The following is a 23924-nucleotide window of genomic DNA, read 5'->3' as shown; positions in this document are numbered from 1 at the left end:
GAACCCTGTTTAAGAAATTTAAGGATATATGGAAGGACGGAATCAGTCTTCGATGATTTCCATTAATCGCGAACCTAGATTTGAAATGTTTACCCCATCCTCTGAAAAACCAGAGACATTGGATAAAATGATAACGGCATTTTTCTTTTCTAAATTCAGGGTGATATAAGAAGTGTAGCCTCCTGTTCCACCACTATGCAAAAACCATTTGCCTACTTTTTTATTTACAATTATCCAGCCTAGCCCAATGGAATTTTCAAGAGGGTTAATAGAGAATGTTTTCTTTTGTGTAAGCGCCAATGCCTGATTGGCCGGGTTGAATTGAGCAAGGGTAAATTTAGTCAGATCTTGTGTATTAGATAAAATGGCCCCGGCACCTTGTAAAACATTTAAATCCCAGTTGGGAGTAACCTGACCTTCTACGTCCAGACCTTTGACTAGTTGATTCGATACCTTTTCTCTTTCGATAGTGGTGGACTTCATTTGCAATGGTTGGGTAATTCTACTTTGCAACATTACCTCATAGCTGGAAGAATCTATCTTGGTCAGAATATAACCCAATAGTCCTACTCCCAAATTTGAATAGTCGAATTTTAGTCCGGGTTCCTGTTTTAATTCTAGCTGTTCTGTGAGGTATATTCTCAATTTTTCTTCCCCATAATCTTTGTAGGGATTGGCTGTATCCACTTCTGAAAGGATCAGGTTATCAGGGAGCCTGGGTAAGCCTGAACTGTGGTTCGAAAGTTGTTGCAGGGTAAATTCAGCTGTGTTATTGAGTTTCCACGGCAAATATTTACTGGCAGGGTCATTGAGGTTTAGCTTGCCTTCGAGGCTTAAGGCTGCCAGTAATGTAGCGGTAAAGACCTTAGAGATAGATCCGATTTCAAAGACCCGATCTTGGTTCTCTACGGAGAACAAGGTGTCATTTTCTATTTTCACTCCATAATAGCTAGGCTCTCCATTCTTTATAATGGCAATGGAAAGTTGGGTTTGGTTAAAAAATCCTTTTGCTTCGGTATGGATCAATTTTGATTGGCCTTCAGTAATTTTACCTTTATAGGCTTGCTGAAAGTTAACCGCTACTGGTTTTTCTTCGCAACCGAAACCAATAAGGGCTATTAGAACAAAAAATTTTAATTTCGACATGAGGGCTTTTGGTATGCTTGGATTTGAAGATAATGAAATAATATATTAATTCCTTAGAATTGGGAAGAATGTGAGGTAATAATTGGCTGTTTATCAATCTATTAATGGGTGTTCATTTTAAAAGAAGACATTGCCCTATATCGTTTTGTAAATGCATCCTTTTAAAGGAGACAAGCAGTATCACCATTCATTTCCATAACAAAACATTATTGGAATGGTGGTGGTTTTTAAAGTAATTACCGTTTAATTACCTTTGGGCATCATATCAGCTGGGATGTCTTTTGGACAGCCGGCTAAAAGGAGAAAAATATGAAACAATACCTTAAAATACAGGCTTTTTTGGCCTTTGTCTTACTCTTTACAACTAGTGGATTGGCACAGGATAATAAAATAACACTTGAAGCGGTAATTAAAGACCAGGTTTTCACCCCCAAAACTGTTCAAGGCATCAACTGGATGAAGGATGGGAAATACTACAGCAGTTTAAAAAAGGTGGCAGGATTTTCCCAAGTAGTAAAAATAAATGTGGCTACCGGTGAAGAGAGTGAAATCCTAATTGATGGTAGGGAATTGGGGCTTGATTTCAGCAATTATGCCTTCAATCCGGAGGAGAGCATGGCCTTACTTGGATCAGAGGTGGAACCCATCTACAGAAGGTCTACCAAAGCGACTTATCATTTGCTTGACTTAGAAAGCGGTACCTTGAAAGAATTGGAGAATGGAGACAAAATTTCCTATGCCACCCTTTCTCCAGACAACAAAAAAGTTGCTTATGTAAAGGAGAATAACCTGTATTACTTGGATCTTCAAACGGATGATAAGGTACAAGTGACTTCGGATGGAGCCAAAAATGCAATCATCAATGGGGCTGCCGACTGGGTTTATGAAGAGGAATTTTCCATGTCCAAGGCTTTTTTCTGGTCCAATGATGGTCAACAGCTGGCCTTTATCCGATTTGATGAAAGAGAAGTGCCACTTTTTAACATGCAAAAGTGGGGAGAATTGTATCCCGAAGACGAACATTTTAAATACCCTAAGGCTGGGGAGAATAATGCATTGGTAAGTATCCAAATTTACCACCTGGAAAATGAGCAGACGCAAACTGTGGATACCGGCGCTGATACAGACATTTATTTGCCCAGAATGTATTGGGCAGAAGACAACAATACCCTAGCTGTTATTCGTTTAAACAGGCTACAAAACCAAATGGATATCTTGTTTGCAAATAGCCAAACAGGTGAAACCAAAAACATTCTTTCTGAGACATCAGATACCTATGTGGACATGGATTTCAATGATAATTTTCTTTTCCTTCCAGAAGGAAAGGGTTTCATTAGTACTTCGGAAAAAGATGGTTTCAAACACATCTACCAATATGACCTTGAAGGAAACCAAACCGGTCAAATTACAAGTGGTGAATGGGAAGTGACCGAATTGGTGGCAGTTGATAGTGAAGGGGGGAAAGTGTATTATGTGTCAACAGAGCAGTCTCCTATGGAGAGGCATTTTTATTCCATTAACCTAAATGGGAAAAGGAAAAAAATACTTACACCTCAAAAAGGTACGCATTCCATAAACATGAGTCCCGATCAGCAGTATTATATTGACGCTTACAGCACCGTTTCGCTACCCTTGCAAACTGTTCTTTGTGACAATAAGGGCAAAGAGATTAAAGTACTGGAAAACAATCAAGCGCTTCAGGAGAAAATACAGGAATTTGCCTATCTCCCGAAGGAGTTTTTTGACTTCAAAACCATCGATGGCACCCCTCTTAATGGTTATATGATAAAGCCTGCTGATTTTGATCCGGCAAAAACCTATCCGGTGTTGATATATGTTTACGGGGGACCCGGTTCTCAGACAGTAATGAACAGTTGGGGAGGTACCCGTGATTGGTGGCACCAGCACCTGGCTTCCGAGGGATATATTGTGGCGGGAATAGACAATAGAGGTACCGGAGGAAGAGGCCGGGACTTCAAGCACAGCACTTACAATCAGTTGGGAAAACTGGAAACAGAAGACCAAATAGCAGGAGCGAAATACCTAGCTAAGTTGCCCTATGTAAATGAAGACCGGATTGGAATATGGGGCTGGTCCTATGGTGGCTATATGTCATCCCTAGCCCTGATGATTGGCAATGAAACTTTTAAAACAGCCATGGCCGTGGCACCGGTAACTACCTGGAGGTACTATGACACCATCTATACCGAGCGTTTTTTGCAGACTCCTCAGTTAAACCCTGCCGGATACGATGACTACAGTCCTATCAACCATGTCAACAAGCTTAAAGGCAACTTTCTGTTGGTACATGGAACGGGTGATGACAATGTGCATTTTCAAAACAGTGTGGCTTTGGTAGATGCATTAATCGTTGCAGACAAGCAGTTTGACAGCTTTTATTATCCCAATAGAAACCATGGCATTCATGGTGGCAACACTACCTGGCACCTGTATAAAATGCTGACGAATTACGTGAAAGAGAAATTGTAATGGCTTTTGATCGGCCCCTCCCGGCGGTTGAGCGTAGTCGAAACCATAGGGTAATGAGCACGTTATGCATAATCCTTCCGCTCAGGAACCGGCTAGTAATATCCCATCTGATCTCGGCCTGGTCTAAGTTTAGCGGAGCGTAACTTAGACCTAAAATGACGAAAGTTTTCAACTTTCAATACTAAACCTCAAGTAGCAAAACTTACGAAATAAAGTTCACGGGAATCATGGAATACCTATTTTCTGCCCTTAAATCTATCATATCTAGATTTTTGAAAATAACTTTAGCAATAAGATTTTTGCCGGTTCCTGAGCGGAGCCGAAGAAGTAGGCATTTCATACACGTCACCCTATGGCTTCGACTCCGCTCAGCCGCCGGGGATAGAAACTAGCCACCTGGGTCCAAGTTTGAGCGACAGCGGTAACTTCGACCAGTAAAAGCCGTTATGGATTTGATAACAGTTCAAAGTCGGCTTAATTACCAAAGATGATATATACAGGCAAGCAAAACGAATATTTTGAAATTCAGGCAATTGACTCTTCTAATTGTAAACACCTCTTAGAAAGCCTGCCTGAGGTTTTGAAATTGATCTGGTTTACTTCAGACAATAACAAGTTGTTAATAGATGGGATCCCTTATACTTTCAATAAAAATGAGCTATTAAGCTTGTCGCAGCTCAATAAACTGGAATTCAAGAAAATTAATACCATTAATTTACTAAGGTTTAATCGGCAGTTTTATTGCATTCTGGATCATGACAGTGAGGTCAGTTGCAAAGGGGTGTTGTATTATGGAGCAGCAACTCCACCCATTATTAAAGCAGCCGACAAGGAACTGGAAATATTGGAAACTGCCTGGAAAATGGCTGTTTTAGAATTTGAAATGAAGGATGACCTTCAACTGGAGATGCTGCAAATGATGCTTAAAAGAATACTTATTCTTTGCACAAGGATTTTCAAGAGGCAAAATTTTCATGAAAGTCCTACCCCCAAACAGAATGACTTATTTAGGGAGTTTAACTATCTGGTGGAGACGCATTTCAGAGAAAAGCATACGGTGGCCGAGTATTCAGACTTGCTGTTTAAAGCCCCTAAAACCATCTCTAATACCTTCAAAAAGCTATGTGAAAAAACCCCTTTACAGGTGATTCAGGAAAGAATTATGTTGGAAGCTAGAAGGTTGTTGTTCTATTCAGACAAGGATGTTTCGGAGATTGGCTATGAGTTGGGATTTCAGGACATTCAGTCTTTTAGCAGGTTTTTTAAAAACCATGAGGGAATTTCTCCCACAGATTTCAGGGAAAAAAAATAAGGCAAAATTTACCTTTACTGGTCTAAGTTTGGCGGAGCGTAACTTAGGCCTAAAATGAGTAAAGTTTTCAACTTTCATAATTTAGATTTACAATAGCAAAACTTACGAAATAAAGTTCACGGGAATCATGGAATACCTATTTTCTGCCCATAAAACTATCATGTCTAGATTTTTGAAATTAACTTTAAAAAATAGATGTTGAGCTTTTATTTTAGTGAAAATCAAAATGATTAATTTACTTTCAAGTTGAAAACTTGGATTATGATGGGACGAAGTTTCCGCTACCGCTCCAACTTCGACCAGAGTGTGAGAATATCCTCGCCGGTTCCTGTTCGGAGCCGAAGGAGAGGGCAGGTAAGGGTGTTTATAATTAAACTTTTTTACTCATAGGTTTGCGCTTACTAGTATCCAATTACTACAGCCGTAAAAATGGCAATTGCAGCCAAAATCAGCATTAAGACCATAGGTTTCAAGACAAATTTTATCCAATTATTATAGGAGATACCACTGATGGCTAACACTGCCATTAAGGTCCCATTGGTGGGGACGACAAGGTCGGCCATAACTGCACCATACTGATAGGCCAATACACAGGTTTGTCGGGAAAGCCCTATCAAGTCCGAAAGAGGGACAAGAATAGGCAAGGTCAGTATAGCCTGACCTGAATAACTGGGAATAGGTAGGTGCAATACCAAATGAGAGCACATCATTAAAATGGCAGAGATGGTAGGTTGGATGTTTTTTAATGGGCCAAATAGGCCATAAACAATAGAATCGATTATGAGCCCTTGTTCCAATACAATCGTAATACTATTGGCCAGCCCTATAATTACCGAGGCGAAAATCATCTCTTTAAACCCTGCTACATAGGCTTCACCTGTCTGGTTAATGCCCAATTTACCAATTAACCCTGCAACTATACCCAAGGCAAAAAAGCAGGCCGCAAGTTCTTCAAAACCCCAGCCAAGACTGAGAAGACCATAAGTGACAGTCCCAAAGGTTAAAGCCAATAGGCTTAGGATAATTTTACTTCTATTACTAACCTTCTCATTCTGGTGGGAGGCAACTTTAGCAATGGGGTTATTTCTAGCATAGCGAATAATGAATAATATCCAAATAGTAAAAGCGATGCCTAAAAAAATCAGCCTTAATCCACTTCCTGAAAGTAAGGGAAGCCCGGCTACCTTCTGAGCAATCATCACTGCGAAAGGGTTTGCAGGGCTAAAGCTACTCCCCAGTACCGAAGAACCATAGCTTATATAAAGAGTAGTATATGTGTTATAGCCAAGGCTCCTCCCGAAAAGTAATAACATAGGCGTGAGTGCAATGACCTCCTCCTGAAGTCCAATAGTAGCTCCTCCAGCAGTGAAAAAAGCAGACACAATTAGCAAAGCAATAACTTCCCTGCCTTCTAATGCAGAAACCAATTTTGCTAAACCTTGAGACAATGCCCCTGTTTTTTCTATTATATAGAAGCAACCCCCCAATAGAAGAATCAAGACGATGATATCAGCCCTGCCAATAATCCCTCTGGGTATAGCCAAAAGCAAGTCAAAAACAGAAAGATTTTCACCATCTATTTCCTTGTAAGAGTTATTGATCACTTCTTCCAAACCCGTTTCTGCATTTATTTCTCTATCGTAGACGCCTTGTGGAACGATAAAAGTAAGTGCCCAGGAGAAAACGATTACTGCTAAAATAATTACGAATGCATTTGGGAAATTTTTCATTTGCTTGTCAATTGGATTCAGGGCAGGTCACTGGATATATGGAATAAAGGGGTGTAGTTAATTCATTTCCAAGAGATCTCAACTTTGGTAAGGTTCAGGTTATTCAAGTGCTTAGGAGCAGAATGAGTATTAGAAGGTTAAGTGTAATTACTGCAATAATGTAACTGGATTTCTCTATTAAATTTTAATAAATTTAAAAATAAAATACAATCAATTGATTGTATGAATAATATAGAGATAAAAAATGGAATTCTGACTGATGTTAAAGGTTTTGTGCTACAGTAGGTTTAGCTTGGAATAGGCAATTAACCTTCTATTTCGTGATTTAGTCTGTTAAAAAAATCAATGAATCCGGACAACAGTGTGGAAACTATTGCCGGTCCAATGAAAGGTAAATGGTTAGGGGGTTTTCAAAATTGTTGTCAAATCAGCAGGGGAGTAGTTAATTGATTTAAGCGTCTTATTGTCTTCCTTGCGATAAACCAGGTAGACATCGTCTGTTTTTATATAGTAACAATTTGTGCCTTTACCTTCGTAATGGGCCACAGTATCTATGGCTTCCTTTTCAGTTTTACAAGCTTTGCTCATATTGGATCGTTGCACTTCGTCAAAAAGGGTTTTGAATTTATCTGCTAAGCCGAATTCCAATATGGCTCCGGACAATACATATTGAATGTCGCACAAGGCATCAGCAACTTCTACCAAGTCATCATTGGCAATAGCTTCTTCCAATTCCTTTAACTCTTCGGCGATTAAGGATACGCGAAGTTTGCACCTTTTGGCTTCAGGTATAACAGGTGAAGGAAGAATGGGGTGTTTGAAGGTTTGGTGAAAGCGAGCTACGGCTGTTAAAGTTTGGGGATCTTTCATGATAAAATTATTTTTCAGTGCCAAAGAAAAATAATCTCTGCTTATGAAACCAATCAATTTAAGATAAAATGTACAAAAATAGCATTTGGGAAGGAGCTGAACAACCCTAAAACGAACGATTTAAGTTTCGTTTTAGATAAATGAAATGGTAGTATTACAGGCTATTTTTCCCTAAATTCTGATAAATAGCTATAACTGGATACAGGATATATATATTAAAAATTTTTATTTTCTGTAAACCACAGTTTATTAGTCATTTATGTTTTGGGCCACAATTTTCCCTTAATCAGTCCTGAATTTTCGGTGCCATTATTGAAGCATTGTAAATTAAAATAATTATTATTAGTAGACTTTTACCTTCAGATAAGCCATATGTTGAAAAAAACAACAAGTAGTGCCTCGAAAATTTTTGTGCTTGACACCTCGGTTATTCTATATGACCATCATTCCATTTTGAATTTTGCTGAGCATGATGTGGTCATCCCCATTACAGTATTGGAAGAGTTGGATCAGTTTAAAAAAGGGAACGATACTAAAAATTTTGAGTCCAGAGAATTTATTCGGCTTTTGGATAAGCTATCCAAAGACCATATGATTCAACACTGGACCCCTTTAAATGGGAAAAATAAAGGGTCTTTTAAAATAATGATGAATTCCGATAATAAGCTCAATGCCAATGAGATTTTTGGAGAAGAAAAGAATGACCATAGGATTCTGAATGCAGCATTAAGCTTAAAGGAAACTGAAAAAAACAGAAAAGTTGTCCTTGTCAGCAAAGACATTAACCTTAGACTGAAGGCTAAATCGTTGGATATTGCTGCTGAAGATTATGAAACGGGAAAAATTAAGAATATAAGTGAAATAGAAAATACGGGGAAAGGCATAATCGAAAACTTAAACAATGACATAATCAATGATCTTTACGAAAAAGGAAGTCTTGAAGGCAAGGAGATTTTTGGTAAAGTAAAAGCCCTACCAAAAAACAATACTTTTTATATTCTTAAAGGAGTGGAAAGTAACGCATCCATACTTGCTTTTTATCGAGCCGAACAAAGTCGATTTTCTAGAATTTCTAAATCCATCGCGTACAATATTACACCAAAAAATGCGGAACAAGCTTTTGCCCTTCATGCCATTTTGGATCCGGAAATCAAGCTTTTGTCCATTCAGGGCGTAGCAGGAACGGGAAAAACACTTTTAGCTCTTGCTGGTGCTTTGGAGCAGCGAAAAGATTACAAGCAGATCTTTTTAGCAAGACCGATTGTTCCCTTGAGCAACAAGGATATAGGTTATTTGCCAGGTGATATCAAATCAAAGTTGAATCCCTATATGGAACCACTTTGGGATAATTTGAAGTTCATCCAAAATCAATACCAGGAAAGTGATAAGGAATACCAACGTATCACGGACATGATCAACCAAGAAAAATTGGTCATTCAGCCATTGGCCTATATTCGTGGCCGTTCCTTGTCTAATATTTTCTTTATAGTAGACGAAGCGCAGAATTTAACTCCTCATGAGGTCAAAACCATAATAAGTAGGGCCGGTGAAAACACTAAGATCGTTTTCACCGGAGATGTTTTTCAAATTGACACTCCTTATCTGGATAGTCAGAGTAACGGCTTGTCCTACCTGATAGACAGAGCAAGGAATCACCCTCTTTATGCCCATATTAAATTAGAAAAGGGAGAAAGGTCGGAATTGGCCAATCTCGCCAATGAATTGCTATGAAATAGTAGCTTAACTCTCCGTTATTGTATTGAGTTTCGCTAGGAAGCTATTGTAGTATTGTCTTCCCACTTGCACTACATCACCTGTTCTCAGGTAAATCTCTTTAGTGTTGAAGCTTTCTATTTGAGCCAATTGAACAATGTATGATTTTTGAACCCTTAAAAATAAATTGGAGGGTAACTTCTCTTCCATATCCTTCATTGATTTGCGGATCGTGAAGTTTCTGTTTTTCGAGAAAATGGTTACCATGTTCCCATTGGCTTCAACATAATAAATATCGCTGTAATCTACTCTTTCAAAACTATTGTCTGCCTTGATATAAACCGCGTCAACCACTAAGTAGGGGCTTTCTGCTATCTTTGAAGAGGTTCCTTCGGAGGTAGCGGGTCTTGTTCTTTGATTGTACAGTACAATTTCCACCATCGCATGGATGTCATTGCTATTGAAAGGCTTAACTATAAAACCTGCAGGGTGGGTTCTCTTGGCTCTTTCTATAATTGCTGGATCGCTGTAAGAGGTAACATATACAATAGGGGCATCCACCATTTGCTGGATTATTTCTCCCAATTCTATTCCATCTTTATCGCCTTTTAACTTGATATCCATAAATACCATGTCAGGGCGGTATTTTTTCACCACTTTGATGGCCTGATTTGCAGAATTGGCAATGTCTATGTTTACATAACCTAAAAGTTGTAAAATCTCTTCGATATTTTCGGAAATATTTACATCGTCCTCAACGATCAGTATCCGTTCTTCTTTCATTTCTAAACTGTTTTGTAATTGAAAAATATTGGTATCATTGCTGTAACGAAATTTACAAATTAAAATACAAAAAAAAGCACAGAATAAACAATTAACTGATCATTTAATTCAATTATTTTGGTTTTAAAGCTATAAACTCATTAAATCTTTGAACCTGGCAGCCTGTCTTCTACTGACTTCGATTCGCTCGCCACCCTTGAGCGTTACGACTAAACCACCGTTGAACCATGGTTCTATAGTTTCTACCCAGCTCAGGTTTATGATGTGTTTTCTACTGGCTCTAAAGAAGGATTTTTCGTCTAATCTTTCATCGAGTGCATTAAGTGACTTGTGAATCATCGGCTTATTTTTTTCAAAATAGACCTTAATATAATTCCCATCAGATTCGAAAAGTCTAACATTTGCCAATTTCACAAACCAGCACTTGTCTCCGTCTTTAACAAAGACCTGATCGTTTAAAGCAAGCTTATCCTTAGGAGCATCTGTTGTGAATTCATCCTCTTTTTTTAATTCCTCGAGCTTTTTCTCAAGCTTTTTTAAGGTTTCAGTTAATCTTTCCGATTCAATTGGTTTTAGTAAATAGTCGAGTGCATTTACCTGAAAAGCCTGAAGCGCAAATTCATCATAAGCGGTGATAAACACGACCAAAGGGACATAATCCAATTCTTCAAGAAGGTCAAAACCAGTTTTCTCTGGCATTTGAATATCTAAAAAAACTACATCGGGCTGTAGCGATTCTATTTTTTCCTTGGCTTCATCTACATTTGGTGCTTCGCCCAGAATTTCTATGTTGTCATTTTGGCTCAGTAAGCTGATAAGCTCTTTTCTGGCCAATCTTTCATCATCTACTACTAATACGCGCATAATATTTATATTTTCCTCTAAATTAACCTTTTTGTTTCGGTATTTTTATTTCTGTCACTACAAATTCATTTCCATAATTGAAAATCTTGAATGAAGCCTTGTTTCCAAAAATAAGTTTTAACCGTTGAATGGTGTTGGCGATACCGTGTCCTTCACCTTTTTTTTTGGTAGATCCTGATGGTTTTAACTGACCACTGTTCCTTACCCAAATGTATAAATCATCTAGCAATCCGACGGTGCATTTTATCTCAATTAGCCCACCTTTCATTAAATTTGAAATCCCATGTTTGATGCCATTTTCCACTATCGTTTGTAACATCATCGGAGGAATTCTGTATTGATTGGTTTTGGGCTCCACATCATATATTACCTTTAACCGCTCTTCAAACCGGATAGATTCAAGATTTAAATAATCCTTTACCGTCTTCATTTCATCTGCTAAGGAAATAGTTTTGTGTTTGTCTACCACTAAAGAATACCTCAATATATTAGACAATTGGGTGATGGCAGATTTGGCTTTTATAGGATCTTCATCTACCAAAGCCCGTACGCTATTCAAGGCATTGAAAATAAAGTGAGGGTTCAGTTGATTGCGAAGGTGGATAAGCTTAATCTCATTAATCCTTGCCTGGTATTGCAAGCTAGAGTTGTAATTGTCTAGAAAGTAAAAAAGAAAATACAACAAGGCCCATAAGGAATAATAAAGAAAGCTGGTGAATAGGTTGACTATAATCACCAATGGGCTGAAATCCTGTGGAAGATGTAGGGTGCCAAAGATCCAGTTGATGAGGATTTGAGAGATTGTATTTAGAATTCCAAGGATCAAAACGGCGATCAAGACATGGCTTATCAATTTGCCAATTGGGAACTCAAGCCAGCTTTTATTTTTGATTAAGTAGCGAAAAAAGTGGGTAGATGCAAAATAGAAAATCGCTAAAGATATATAGGCACCAATTTGAATAGGAGTTATCCCTCGGGCCATAGATACAAAAAACAGGTTGACTAAAGCGAAGCTCAGCCAACCAAAAATTTGTAACAACCAATATAACTTGTATTTATCCATTCAAACCCTTCTTCCGGCTGCACCTTTGCCTCTACTGAATTGCAACTGTTTTATTTAAAGGTATTTTGTCAAGAATTTTATTGATCAAATCACGTGTGCTGATGCCGTCTGCCTCAGCCTCATAATTTAAGATTATTCTGTGGTTAAGAACATCCTCAGCAATTTCTTTAATGTCTTCAGGCAATACATAATCTCTGCCTTGCATAAAAGCGTTTGCTTTGGCTGCGAGGTTTAGGTTTATGGATGCTCTAGGAGAAGCACCAAATTGGATGTACTTCGCCTCTTCATGCATGCCATATTTTTCCGGATATCTTGTAGAAAAAACCACCTCGATAATATAGTTTTCTAATGCTTCCGCTATTTGAACTTCATTAATGGCACTTCTTATGGCGAAAATATCTTCTTTACCCAAAATTGGGTTGACTTCTGAAATGAAATTAGCATTGGTCATCCTTCTCATGACTTCTAGCTCATCAGATTTTGTAGGGTACTCAATATTTACCTTCATCATAAACCTATCCACCTGCGCTTCAGGCAAGGGGTAAGTGCCTTCCTGATCTACAGGGTTTTGTGTGGCCAATACTAGAAAAGGTTTATCAAGGGGGAAAGTAGTTTCACCAATGGTGACCTGTTTTTCCTGCATGGCTTCAAGTAAAGCTGATTGTACTTTGGCTGGAGACCTGTTAATCTCATCTGCTAAAACAATATTCGAAAAAATAGGTCCTTTTTTCACCTCAAAATTAGCATTCAATTGATTGTATATCATAGTACCGATCAGATCAGCTGGCAATAGATCTGGGGTAAACTGGATACGCTTAAAGTCCAGGTGAAGCACCTTGGATAGGGTGTTTACGGTCAACGTTTTGGCTAGACCGGGTACTCCCTCCAACAAAATATGACCATTTGTAAATAGACCTATTAAAAGCCTGTTGACCATTTTTTCCTGCCCAACTACAACTTTTTTTACTTCATTAATTACTTCCTTTATCTTCTCCTGATGCATAATGGATATTTGAAATTTCTATTTATTTTTTGCCTATAAGAAGCCTAAATTAGAACAATTCATTCTTTATCGCAATTTAGTACCTTTTCTTCTTTTTCGTTTTTTGATATTGAGGCTTTTTTAGGGCTTCACTGGTTTGTCCTTTACCTGAAATACCCAAAGTAGGGTAAAGAGTAGCACCATCCAGGAGCCTTACGTCACCGACTCCAAATCCTTTAATGCTTAACCCTTCCAATGACCACCTCACCAAGCGAAGGGTTGGAAAGCCAACTGCGGCCGTCATTTTTCTTACCTGCCGGTTTTTCCCCTCTTTGAGGGTGATGGCTATCCATGAATCAGGTACATTTTTCCTAAACCTAATGGGGGGATCCCGTTCAGGTAATATGCCTGCCACATCTTTAAGTCGCTCAGCTTTTGCCTTGAGCGTTTTATGTATTTTTTTATTAACGGAAATTTCTACTCCCGATTCAAGATCTTTCAAGGCTTGATCCGTTATTTCTCCTTCTACCTGAACCCAGTAGGTTCTTTCATGAGAATAATTTGGGTCCAGCAATAAATGGTTTAATCGGGTGTCATTGGTTAATAGCAATAAACCTTCGCTATCCTTGTCCAGCCTACCCACAGGGTAAACATCGGAAGGGAAATCACTAAGCATGCCCAGGGTGTTTCCTTCTCCGCTAAATTGACTCAGCACGCCAAAAGGTTTGTAAATAATGTAATAACTAAGTGCCATAATATCTTTTACCGCAACAATTGGAATAGTTCGTTCAATTGAGGGGTAAGAATGATTTCAGTTCTCCTGTTTTTAGCCCTTCCTTCTGCAGTTTCATTTGAGGTTTTTGGATAGTAAAAACTTCTACCTGCAGCTGTTACCCGTTCGGGAACAACATCATAAGAATTGGTTAAAATGCGCACAATTGCAGTTGCTCTGGCAGTACTTAATGCCCAATTGTCTTCAAATTTACCTCGTATAGGAACATTGTCGGTATGCCCTTCGACCAAAATCTGTATGTCAGGACTGTTATTGATTACGACAGCCAATTTGCTGAGGGCTTCTTTGCCATCTTTGTTGACCGTGGCACTTCCTGAAGGAAACAATAGCTTGTCCTGTAGAGAAACGTACAATTTTCCGTCCTGCTCATATACCTGCAACTCATCTGAACGGTATTGAACCAGCGCTTTGTCTATAGTGGTTTTTAACCCTTCCATCACCGCTTTTTGCTCATCCAGTAGACTTTGCAATAAATCTAATCTTTCCTGTTGCTCTACCATTCGTTGGTCTTTTGCAGACAGCTCTTGCTGAACGGATGAGGAGGTAGCGATGGCCCTGTCTAGCTTGGCATCCAAGGCAGCATTTTTACTTTTATAGGAAGCGACTTCCTCTTCCAGCTTTTCAGCCTTTGTCTTAAAGTCCTCAAGACTATTATTGGTACTGTCCAGGTTGTTTTCTGTCTCTCTCAATGAACGCATCATTTCTGCATTCCTTATATTTACTTCGTTGTATTTCTTTTGGGGTACGCATGAATACCATAAAGGAATCAATAGTACGATACTTCGAAAAATTATCTTGTTCCACATAATTGTCTAGTTTTAAGAAACCTGTAACGAAAAACATACCAATTTAAGGGCTTCTGTTGAAAACATTGCTTTTTCGGCCAAATAGTTCAAGAAATCCTGCTCCAATTCATTTCATTCTTTTTTAGCCGGGCCAACTGATCAGCTATTGGCTTATTTTCTTGGCTATTTAGTTGGGGGTCTTTTTCCAAAATGGATTGGGCAGATGCTCGGGCTTGTACCAGAATCTCACTGTCTCTTCCAATGTCTGCAATTTTTAAATCCGTAATGCCTGATTGTTGTGTGCCAGCTAAATCACCAGGTCCTCTCAGCTTGAGATCTACGTCTGCAATCTCAAATCCATCATTGGTTCTTACCATGGTATCAAGACGTACCCTACTGTCTTTACTTAACTCGTATTTGCTCATCAATACACAGTAGGATTGGTCCGAACCCCTGCCTACGCGTCCTCTCAATTGGTGTAACTGAGAGAGGCCGAATCTTTCTGCATTTTCTATAACCATGACCGAAGCATTGGGGACATTTACGCCAACTTCAATGACAGTGGTTGCTACCATGATTTTTGTTTCGTTTTTTACAAACCTGTTCATCTCAAAATCTTTGTCGACAGGCTTCATATTGCCATGCAATATGCCTATAGGCATATTAGGGAAGGCCCGACAAATGCTTTCATGTCCATCCATTAAGCTTTTGAGATCCATTTTTTCAGAATCTTCAATCAAGGGGTAGACAATATAAACCTGACGGCCTTTTTCAATTTCTTTTTTTAAAAAGCCAAAAACTTTAAGCCTGTCCTTGTCATACCTGTGCACTGTTTGAATAGGTTTCCTACCTGCAGGCATTTCATCGATCACAGAAATATCCAGATCGCCATAAACCGTCATGGCAAGTGTTCTAGGGATTGGCGTAGCAGTCATCACGAGCACATGTGGGTAAAAGTCCGTGTTCTTTCCCCATAACTTTGCCCTTTGAGCCACTCCAAATCGATGCTGTTCATCGATGATAGCCAAGCCTAGCTGTTTGAATACTACGACATCCTCTAAGAGGGCATGGGTACCTACCAGTAAATTAAGTTCTCCTGATTTTAATGCCCCATGAATAATCGCGCGATTTTTTTTACTGGTGGAGCCTGTAAGCAGGGCTATCTTTAGGCCCATTTTATCGGAATAATCTTTTAATCCTTCGTAATGCTGTGTGGCTAGGATTTCGGTGGGAGCCATCAGACAGGTTTGAAAACCGGAATCCACCGCTACCAATAGACAAATAAATGCTACAATGGTTTTGCCCGAGCCCACATCTCCCTGAACCAATCGATTCATTTGTAAGCCAGATTTCAGGTTGTTGTATATTTCTCTAATGACCCTTTTTTGGGCATTGGTAAGGTCAAAAGGCAAAAAATCCTGGTAAAACTTTGTTAATAGTCCTGTCTTGTCCAAAACTTTACCTCTGAATGTTTCAGTTCTGGTCAGGTTCATTTTAAGCAACCGCAATTGTAAGAAAAAGAATTCTTCAAACTTCAGCCTGTAGAGTGCTTTTTTTAATGCCTGATGGCCGGATGGAAAGTGTATTTCTTTTAGGGCTAAAGGTTTTGGGGCTAAGCTCAGAGATTGGCAAAGGGTGAAAGGCAAGGTCTCCGGTACCTTTGGAAGGACCAAAGGAAGCAGGGTTTCTACTATTTTGGACAAACCCTTGCTGTCAAGGTACCTGCTACGCAATTTCTCAGTAGTAGGATAGACCGGTTGAAAGTTAACCTCTTTTTCCTGCTTATTGGTGAGGGGTTCAAGTTCAGGATGGGCTATGCTAATTTTTCTTCCAAACTGCTGTGGTTTCCCAAAAACGATCATTGGGGCACCTTTCACCAGTCTTTTGGTTACCCATTGTATGCCTTTAAACCAAGTCAATTCTATCGCCCCTGTTTCGTCCCTAAACTGTGCGACCAGCCGCTTTTTTCTACCATCACCGATGGTCTCCATGGAGTAGATCGAGCCAATCAATTGCACCTGTTGCATGTCTGATCGGATGTCACTAATCTTATAAAATTTAGTCCTATCCTCATACCTGAAAGGATAGTGCTGTAGCATTTCACCGAAGGTAAAAATATCCAACTCCTTATTGATCAAAGCTGCTTTTTGAGGGCCTACTCCTTTCAGGTATTCGATTTTAGTATCAAAGAATCCGGACAAGTCTTACTATTTAATGCTTCACAGAAATTTTCTTTTTAGATTCGTTTCAAGGGTTTTGATTTCGGCTCTTTTTTCCATAAAAGCATTTAGCAACTCCGCTTGATTTTTGGACCGGTGAAGATTCTGTTCCTCGTAATCCACTTGATAGTAAGTGTTTCCTTTAAGGTGGTCAGTAAGAAAACGAAGGCCCATGATAAGGGTCATCATTTCGGCACCATATGAAAGGGAATTTAACTCCTCCTCAGTAACATGACCCGCCAAGACAGTATAAAAACCTTCAAGAAGCCCTTCATATTTGACCATGTCGATATTTATATTTCCCCAGTCTAGAGAAGATTCGTCTCTTGTACAGGCCACTGTTCTGGCAAGGTCTCCAAAGTCATAGAATACGAAACCTGCCATAATGGTATCCAGATCTATTACAGCGTTGACTTTTTTTAAGTCTTCACTAAAGATTAGGTTGTTAATCTTGGTGTCATTATGGGTTGCCCTCAGTGGTAACTTATCGCGGTAAGCCCCATATTGACCAAGCAAGTCCTTGCGTTTTTCGTAGTAGGCAATCATCTCTCTGGTCTCCTCATCTATCTCAATGGATGGGGCTTTTAATGCATCATCGAATTGACTGTAGCGCCATCCTAGGTGATGAAAATCCTGAATGGTATCCTGAAGTTTGTTAGCATCTGTAGGTAAAAAGACGAGTACAAAATAGGCAAAGGCTTCAGCGGCCTTGCTTGCCTGCTCTTTGTAATCAATATCATCTCTGGTCACTCCGTTTACGAATGGAAAAAGCCTGTACAGGCCTCCGTCCAATTCTGTAAATAGACCACCATCAAGGTTGGGGATAGGGAGTGGCAAAATAAATGGAATGTTGGCAGGGTCAAAATTATCAAGTAGGTAGCCCAGGTTATTTGAAATCCGTTCTGGATATTTGAAAACGGTATCGTTGAATTCCTGTAGTATATAGGACTGAGTATTGCTATCTACCTTGTACGTTTTATGGATATGTCCTGAGCCAAATCTACTGGCAACTAGGTTGTCTGCATCTAACTTATATGCAGCTTTGAGCGCATCCAATATGGTATCTTTCATAGTATTAATTCGAAGTTCTTAGAAGCTTAAAAGATTTAAGTTGTCCCTTTAGCATTTCCAAAGGGTAAATTTACAATACTTTTAAATTATATATTATTGAAAGGGTTTATATTTACCTTTGAAGTGTTTTGAAACTCAATGAAAGAAGAAATACTTCTTGTTCTACAAATATTTAAAGGAATTAATTAAAATAATTGAAAAAGTTTTATTTATTTGGAAAAATTTTCTTCTTACTCGAAGGTTGAATACCTAGCACATAAGCATTATTTGAAAAAATTATAATATAAATACTTCAACATGAATATTTCAATCCTTGATTGGGCAATAATCATTGCATTTTTTGTTATTTCCATGCTAGTAGGGGTTTATGCCTCTAAAACGGCAGGCAAAAACGCTAAAGAATTCTTTCTTTCCGGAAGAAATATGCCTTGGTGGTTATTGGGGGTTAGTATGGTAGCCACGACCTTTTCAGCAGATACACCCAATTTGGTAACCGATATTGTTAGGAAAAACGGTGTTTCTGGTAACTGGGTTTGGTGGGCATTCTTATTGACAGGGATGTTGACGGTATTTGTTTACGCAAAACTTTGGAGAAGGTCTGAAGTCACTACCGACTTGGAATTCTATGAACTTAGGTATGGAGGTAAGGCTGCTGCTTTTTTGAGAGCATTTAGGGCCTTGTACCTGGGAGTGTTTTTCAACGTTGTAATTATGGCCACGGTTTCCCTTGCTGCGATAAAGATCTTTGGCGTGATGTTAGGACTTAGTTCTATTGAAACGCTTTTGATTGTCTCTGTAGTTACTGTATTTTATAGTTCTTTGGGAGGTCTAAAAGGCGTTTTACTTACTGATTTTTTTCAGTTTTTCATTGCCATGATTGGAGCCTTCGGTGCAGCCATTTATATCATTACTTTACCTGAAATAGGTAGTCTAGATGCATTGTTGACACATCCAAATGTAGTGGGAAAACTTAACATCATTCCAGACTTCAGTGATTGGAACGTATTGATACCTTTATTTATAATGCCTTTGGCCATCCAGTGGTGGGCTACATGGTACCCAGGCGCAGAGCCAGGTGGTGGGGGTTACATCGCTCAAAGAATGTTATCGGCCAAAGACGAGAAGAATGCGATCGGTGCAACTTTGTTGTTTAATATCACTCATTATGCCATTCGACCTTGGCCTTGGATTATAATTGCTTTGTCTTCCCTCATACTTTTCCCTCAGTTGAGTGATATGCAAGAGGCTTTTCCTCATATAGAAGCGAGCAAGCTTGGGGATGATTTAGCTTACTCAGCCATGCTTACCTTCCTCCCTAAGGGGCTAATAGGAATTGTACTTGCATCCTTGATCGCTGCAGTAATGTCTACCTTGTCAACACACCTTAACTGGGGTTCTTCTTATGTGGTTAATGATTTCTACTCAAGGTTTGTCAAGCCAGATGCTTCTGACAAAGAGCTTGTGGCTGTTGGTAGAATTTCCACAGTTGGCCTAATGTTGCTTGCAGCATTATTGGCCACAGTACTTTCCAATGCCCTTGAAGCTTTCAATATTCTGTTACAAATTGGTGCAGGTACTGGTTTGATATTTATTTTGCGCTGGTTTTGGTGGAGAATTAACGCTTATACTGAAATCTCGGCAATGATCGTTTCCTTTATAGTGGCGATTTATTTTGAATCAATTCACAATAAATTAGGCTTTTGGCCTATACCGGAAGACATGGGATACCTGAAATTACTTTTGGGTGTATCTATCACTACGATTACATGGGTGTCTGTTACCTTATTGACCAAGCCTGAGGATGATAAAGTGTTAATTGCTTTTTATAAGAAAGTTAGGCCTGCATCTTACGGTTGGAAAAAATTATTAATCAAACACCCTGATGTAAAAGAAGAAGTAGGGCAATTGCCTATGGAAATAGGCTTAATGCTGATTGCTTCAATTATGGTCTTCTCGGCTTTATTTGGTGTAGGGTTCTGGATTTATGGCGAAACAATTCCAGCAATAATTGCAACAATAATTACATTTGCTGGTGGTGTCCTAGTTTATAAAGGTTGGAAAAAAATGAGGTGATCCTAAAGGGATCACTTATTACAGATTAAGACCAGAAATAAGAGTGGTTTCAGCTTATTAATAGATGAAAACACCCTTATAGCAGTTGAATATTTAAGTCATCCCAAAAGAAAACTTATGGCTAATAAAACGGCTGAAATATTAAAAGACAATAACCTAAGAGTAACCAGTTGCAGGAGAGATGTGCTTTCCACTTTTCTTAATAGGAAAGTAGCCTTGTCTCATGCTGATCTAGAAGATGCATTAAAGGATAATTTTGATAGGGTAACTATTTATAGAACGCTGAAAACGTTTTTGGAGAATGACCTTGTTCATAAAGTGCTGGACGATACTGGTGCAGCCAAATATGCGCTTTGCAATCATAGTTCAGCAGTCCCACATCATGATCACGAGCATGTACATTTCAAATGTGAGAAGTGTGGGAATACAAGTTGTTTGGATGAAATTTCCCTCCCTAAAGTTTCCCTGCCGAAAGGTTATGAGCTAAGGGAAATGAATTTATTGATTCAGGGGATTTGCAATAAGTGCAAATAAAAAATTAAAAGGCGATTGGATTCTTTTCTTTCTCCTCTGTAGGCCAAACGATTCCTGGTGGTAAATCTATTACAGGTGGCGTATTGTCTTCTACTCCTCCGTCACCATCTTCATCGTTGTTTTTCCGGTTTCTTTTGATTTTAGACTTAGTAAGTGTGGCTACAAAGTATATCAATACCACGTAGGCTACACCACATAAAATCAAATCTATCACCAGGCTATTCATCATATCGAATGTTTAACCAATAAGTTACAATAATAATTTGAATATATCAACTCGTAGGGGGGAGGTTTAATTCGGTTCAATGGCTTATCAGTTGAATAAAAGTGCCTTCCAAGCAGTGTTTTTCATAACAATTCGGCATGTTGAATACTTGCTTGAAGCCTTAAAAATAAGAAAGCTTTATTGCTAAATACAGGCGGATTGGGGTTAATTATCTCCTTCTCCTTATGAAATGGGATACATTGAACATGTATTTGTAAGCTTTACTATTGATTTTTTGAATTGTTTCTACCTGGATTAAAATGGTTATTTAATACCTACTAGGGTACAAAATGGAGGAAAATTGTCTTGGTGACATTGGATAGGGCTTTAATGGTAGTGAAAATTATAAAAAAATAGAAAGGGATAGGAAATAAACTTGCTATCTAATGGATAAGGTAAGATATTTGCGCAGCAAAATGAATATTTGATAATGATCGTAAAAACAAAAAAATATAAACTGGAAACAGGTACTTATATCAAACAGGGATTAAAAAACATTTTAAAACAACAGTGGTGGGTGGTATTGATCGCTATAGCCATTGCTTGTGGGTATTTTTGGATACCCTCATGGTGGTGGATTAGCATGGCCTTATTGGCTTACACATTGTACTGGCTTTTTTGGGTAATTCAGTTTGCAGGTGTTACCCAGATGGAACAGAATAAGGTTATGTTTGAGCGGCTTTCTTATGAAATTGACAGTCGTCAGGTACTTATGAAAATCAACAGCAAACAGGGTATGCCCATTAAATGGGAAATGATAAAAGAGGCCCAGGTAAAAGACGATGCCTATATTCTTGTATTGTCTAAGGCTCAGTTTATTCATCTTCCGTTTAAAATCTTCAACACCCAAAACGAAGTAAAATTTGTTGAGACAATATTGAAACGCAAAGGATTTTTAGCATAAGACTGCTATAAAACCTCCGATAATAAAAAGGGCAGATATTCAACATATCTGCCCTTTTTAAGTCTATTGAGGTATTCTTGGCTTAGCGGAAACTATCAGCTTCTCTATAAGCTTGAATTACTGCTTCTTCACCTTCCTTGCCGGAACCGAAATTTCCATGTTCCATGCCACAAACTCCTTTGAATCCTTTTTCGTAAATGTATTTAAACACATTTTTGAAGTTGATCTCACCGGTTCCAGGTTCTTTTCTTCCTGGATTGTCGCCAATTTGTATATAAGCAATCTCTTCCCAGCACATTTCCATCAAAGTAATGAGGTGACCTTCATTTTTTTGTTGGTGATAGATGTCATACAAAATTTTACAGCTGGGGCTATCAACTCCCTTACAAACAAGGTAAGTTTGAGGGGAATACCTTAAGTAAAGGTTTGGATTGTCACTAAGAGGCTCCAATACCATTGTTAGTCCATGTGGCTCAAGTATTTCTGCCCCTTTTCGTAGGGCTTCTATCACATTGGCAGTTTGGATATCAAGGGGTAAATCCCTCTGAAAATCTCCTGGAACTACAGTAGTCCACTTTGCATTAACACGTTTAGATGTTTCTACTGCCTTTTTACATCCTGCCAAGAAAATATCCACATATTCTTGCTTTCCAGCAGCCAGGGTGTTGGCACCATTTCCTCCTTTATCAAGAACAAAAACGCCCATGGTCATTCCTAGCTTTGCCAGGTGATTACCGATCTTCTCCTGCATTTCAGGAGTTCTTTTCATCATCCCATTGTCTTCCAGACTTCTAAAGCCTCTTTCGTGCATGAAAGTAATCTGGTCCAGAAGATCTTCCCCGGCTAGATTTTTAAACATGCCAAAATGTGGGGCATAGTCCAGGTTGAAAGTAGCATCTGCTTCAAAATTGTTTGCCTGAGCAGCCTTACTGGTACTAACCCCAGCTATACCAGCTGCAGCGGTTCCCAGGGATACGTTTCTTATAAATTTTCTTCTTTCCATGAGTTTAGACTACTTTTGTTTGACCAGGAATTGCATAAGGATAAAAACCATCTTCATTTGGAAGTACTTTTGGCAAAGCATCCCATGCCAATGTATCTGGCTTAAGGTTTACATCTGAATTAATTCCTTCGTCCCAAGTGACTGGTTTTCCGGAATAAGTTGCATAACGGCCTAAAATAGAGGTCATGGTACTTTTTGCAGCATTTTCTGCATCAGCAAACTTGTATTCTCCTTTTACAACCGCATCAAATAACATGTCATGCTCCACTTGATAAGGGTTTGCATTGTTTGTTCCATCATGGTCATACAGGCTGTTTCCTTTCAGGTCAGTCAATTTACCTGTATGTCCGGCATTCAGGTATGCTTTTCCTTTTGTGCCTTGGAAGCTTTCATCTACTCTGTTGTGGGCACCTGGGAAATGTCGGCATTCACTATGGATGACTGTGCCATCCTCATAGGTAAACAAGACAACGTGGTGGTCAAAAATCTCTCCATTTTCTTTACCCCTTCTAACGGTTCTTCCACCTGTCCCCTCAGCTTTTACTGGGTAGCCATTCTTAACCCAGTTGGCAACATCCAGGTTGTGAACGTGCTGTTCTGTGATATGGTCACCACAGAGCCAGTTGAAATAGTACCAGTTTCTCATTTGGTATTCCATCTCAGTTTGACCTGGCTGACGCTCTCTTACCCATACACCACCGTCATTCCAGAATACCTGTCCACCAATGATGTCACCTATTTCACCGTTATGGATACAGTCTATGGTTTGGATATAATTGTCTTGATAGTGACGCTGTAGGCCTACCACTACGTTTAGTTTCTTGGCTTTAGCAGTTTTTGCAGCTGCTAAAATCCTACGGATACCAATGGCATCTGTAGCGACAGGTTTTTCCATAAAAATCTGCTTTTCCAGTCGGACTGCTTCTTCAAAATGGTCAGGCCTGAAGCCTGGAGGTGTAGCGATAATTACCACGTCGGCATCTTTCATGGCATGTTTGTAACCATCGAAACCTACAAATTTCTTTTCCTCTGGAACAACTACTTTATCTTTACCATATTTTTTTAGGATACGCTCATGGCTTTGATCCAAACGATCTTTGAAAGCATCGGCCATTGCAACCAATTTGATGTTTTGTCCAGTTTCAAAGGCCTGGAAGACTGCTCCAGTACCTCTACCACCACAACCAATGACGGCTATCTTAATGGCGTCATCTCCTGCAGCATGTGCCCCAGGGAGTGTGAAAGGGCTTAACATGGCGCCGCCAGTTATTAATGCCGAAGTTTTAATGAAATTTCTTCTTTCGTTACTATTATTTTCTTTCAT

At 39.0% G+C, this 23924-nt stretch carries 20 protein-coding genes; 6 read left to right on the top strand and 14 right to left on the bottom strand.

The annotated features are described in order from the left end of the window. Positions 1-42 precede the first annotated feature (42 nt). The gene (locus tag AAC073_RS16450; protein ID WP_339924886.1) at positions 43-1146 is read right to left on the bottom strand and encodes a serine hydrolase domain-containing protein; all 1104 of its coding nucleotides are present in this window, start codon (positions 1144-1146) and stop codon (positions 43-45) included. A gap of 309 nt (positions 1147-1455) precedes the next feature. Between AAC073_RS16450 and AAC073_RS16445 the strand changes: the two genes are divergently transcribed. Beyond that, the gene (locus tag AAC073_RS16445; protein WP_339924885.1) at positions 1456-3636 is read left to right on the top strand and encodes a S9 family peptidase; all 2181 of its coding nucleotides are present in this window, start codon (positions 1456-1458) and stop codon (positions 3634-3636) included. Between the two features lie 487 nt (positions 3637-4123). Then, complete coding sequence (locus tag AAC073_RS16440) at positions 4124-4948, top strand: helix-turn-helix domain-containing protein (protein WP_339924884.1); 825 nt, start codon at positions 4124-4126, stop codon at positions 4946-4948. Positions 4949-5349: 401 nt separating this feature from the next. Here AAC073_RS16440 and AAC073_RS16435 read toward each other — a convergent pair whose 3' ends face one another. Further along, positions 5350-6678 carry a Na+/H+ antiporter NhaC family protein gene (locus tag AAC073_RS16435; RefSeq protein WP_339924883.1) on the bottom strand — a complete coding sequence of 443 codons (1329 nt, stop codon included), beginning with the start codon at positions 6676-6678 and terminating at the stop codon, positions 5350-5352. 399 nt (positions 6679-7077) lie between these two features. Beyond that, positions 7078-7548 (bottom strand): nucleoside triphosphate pyrophosphohydrolase family protein, encoded by a 471-nt coding sequence (locus AAC073_RS16430; protein WP_339924882.1) that lies wholly within the window; start codon positions 7546-7548, stop codon positions 7078-7080. Between the two features lie 372 nt (positions 7549-7920). On the opposite strand from AAC073_RS16430, the gene AAC073_RS16425 reads away from it, so the two are divergent. Beyond that, complete coding sequence (locus AAC073_RS16425) at positions 7921-9279, top strand: PhoH family protein (protein ID WP_339924881.1); 1359 nt, start codon at positions 7921-7923, stop codon at positions 9277-9279. A gap of 9 nt (positions 9280-9288) precedes the next feature. On the opposite strand, the gene AAC073_RS16420 is transcribed toward AAC073_RS16425, so the two are convergent. The 8 genes from AAC073_RS16420 to AAC073_RS16385 all read right to left on the bottom strand — a co-directional run bounded on the left by AAC073_RS16420 (position 9289) and on the right by AAC073_RS16385 (position 17821). Beyond that, positions 9289-10044 carry a response regulator gene (locus AAC073_RS16420; RefSeq protein WP_339924880.1) on the bottom strand — a complete coding sequence of 252 codons (756 nt, stop codon included), beginning with the start codon at positions 10042-10044 and terminating at the stop codon, positions 9289-9291. A 129-nt stretch (positions 10045-10173) separates the two neighbouring features. Then, on the bottom strand, positions 10174-10908 hold the full coding sequence (locus tag AAC073_RS16415) for a LytTR family DNA-binding domain-containing protein (protein ID WP_339924879.1): 735 nt from the start codon (positions 10906-10908) through the stop codon (positions 10174-10176). Between the two features lie 22 nt (positions 10909-10930). Continuing rightward, on the bottom strand, positions 10931-11971 hold the full coding sequence (locus AAC073_RS16410) for a histidine kinase (protein WP_339924878.1): 1041 nt from the start codon (positions 11969-11971) through the stop codon (positions 10931-10933). A gap of 31 nt (positions 11972-12002) precedes the next feature. Beyond that, positions 12003-12974 (bottom strand): MoxR family ATPase, encoded by a 972-nt coding sequence (locus AAC073_RS16405; protein WP_339924877.1) that lies wholly within the window; start codon positions 12972-12974, stop codon positions 12003-12005. Between the two features lie 76 nt (positions 12975-13050). After that, on the bottom strand, positions 13051-13707 hold the full coding sequence (locus AAC073_RS16400; RefSeq protein WP_339924876.1) for a pseudouridine synthase: 657 nt from the start codon (positions 13705-13707) through the stop codon (positions 13051-13053). A gap of 8 nt (positions 13708-13715) precedes the next feature. Further along, a complete protein-coding gene (locus tag AAC073_RS16395) occupies positions 13716-14552 on the bottom strand; it encodes a flagellar motor protein MotB (RefSeq protein WP_339924875.1) in 837 nt (278 codons plus the stop codon). An 86-nt stretch (positions 14553-14638) separates the two neighbouring features. Further along, positions 14639-16732 carry an ATP-dependent DNA helicase RecG gene (gene recG / locus AAC073_RS16390; protein ID WP_339924874.1) on the bottom strand — a complete coding sequence of 698 codons (2094 nt, stop codon included), beginning with the start codon at positions 16730-16732 and terminating at the stop codon, positions 14639-14641. A gap of 18 nt (positions 16733-16750) precedes the next feature. Further along, positions 16751-17821, bottom strand: a complete 1071-nt coding sequence (locus AAC073_RS16385) for an aminoglycoside phosphotransferase family protein (RefSeq protein WP_339924873.1) — start codon at positions 17819-17821, stop codon at positions 16751-16753. Positions 17822-18118: 297 nt separating this feature from the next. Here AAC073_RS16385 and AAC073_RS16380 point away from each other — a divergent pair, with 297 nt between their 5' ends. Then, a complete protein-coding gene (locus AAC073_RS16380; protein ID WP_339924872.1) occupies positions 18119-19894 on the top strand; it encodes a sodium:solute symporter family protein in 1776 nt (591 codons plus the stop codon). Between the two features lie 117 nt (positions 19895-20011). Beyond that, positions 20012-20428, top strand: a complete 417-nt coding sequence (locus AAC073_RS16375; protein ID WP_339924871.1) for a transcriptional repressor — start codon at positions 20012-20014, stop codon at positions 20426-20428. Positions 20429-20432: 4 nt separating this feature from the next. Here the strand turns inward: AAC073_RS16375 and AAC073_RS16370 are convergent, their stop codons facing one another. Continuing rightward, the gene (locus AAC073_RS16370) at positions 20433-20654 is read right to left on the bottom strand and encodes a hypothetical protein (RefSeq protein ID WP_339924932.1); all 222 of its coding nucleotides are present in this window, start codon (positions 20652-20654) and stop codon (positions 20433-20435) included. A 469-nt stretch (positions 20655-21123) separates the two neighbouring features. Between AAC073_RS16370 and AAC073_RS16365 the strand changes: the two genes are divergently transcribed. After that, positions 21124-21597 (top strand): YcxB family protein, encoded by a 474-nt coding sequence (locus AAC073_RS16365; protein WP_339924870.1) that lies wholly within the window; start codon positions 21124-21126, stop codon positions 21595-21597. A gap of 82 nt (positions 21598-21679) precedes the next feature. Here the strand turns inward: AAC073_RS16365 and AAC073_RS16360 are convergent, their stop codons facing one another. Both AAC073_RS16360 and AAC073_RS16355 read right to left on the bottom strand, forming a co-directional pair. Next, positions 21680-22600 carry a TIM barrel protein gene (locus AAC073_RS16360; RefSeq protein WP_339924869.1) on the bottom strand — a complete coding sequence of 307 codons (921 nt, stop codon included), beginning with the start codon at positions 22598-22600 and terminating at the stop codon, positions 21680-21682. 4 nt (positions 22601-22604) lie between these two features. After that, positions 22605-23924 (bottom strand): Gfo/Idh/MocA family oxidoreductase, encoded by a 1320-nt coding sequence (locus AAC073_RS16355; protein WP_339924868.1) that lies wholly within the window; start codon positions 23922-23924, stop codon positions 22605-22607.

The organism is uncultured Cyclobacterium sp. (assembly GCF_963977555.1).
In the GTDB taxonomy this organism is placed as follows: domain Bacteria; phylum Bacteroidota; class Bacteroidia; order Cytophagales; family Cyclobacteriaceae; genus Cyclobacterium.
The sequence above is the reverse complement of the archived record's forward strand: the minus strand, read 5'-3'. Positions and strand labels throughout refer to the sequence as shown.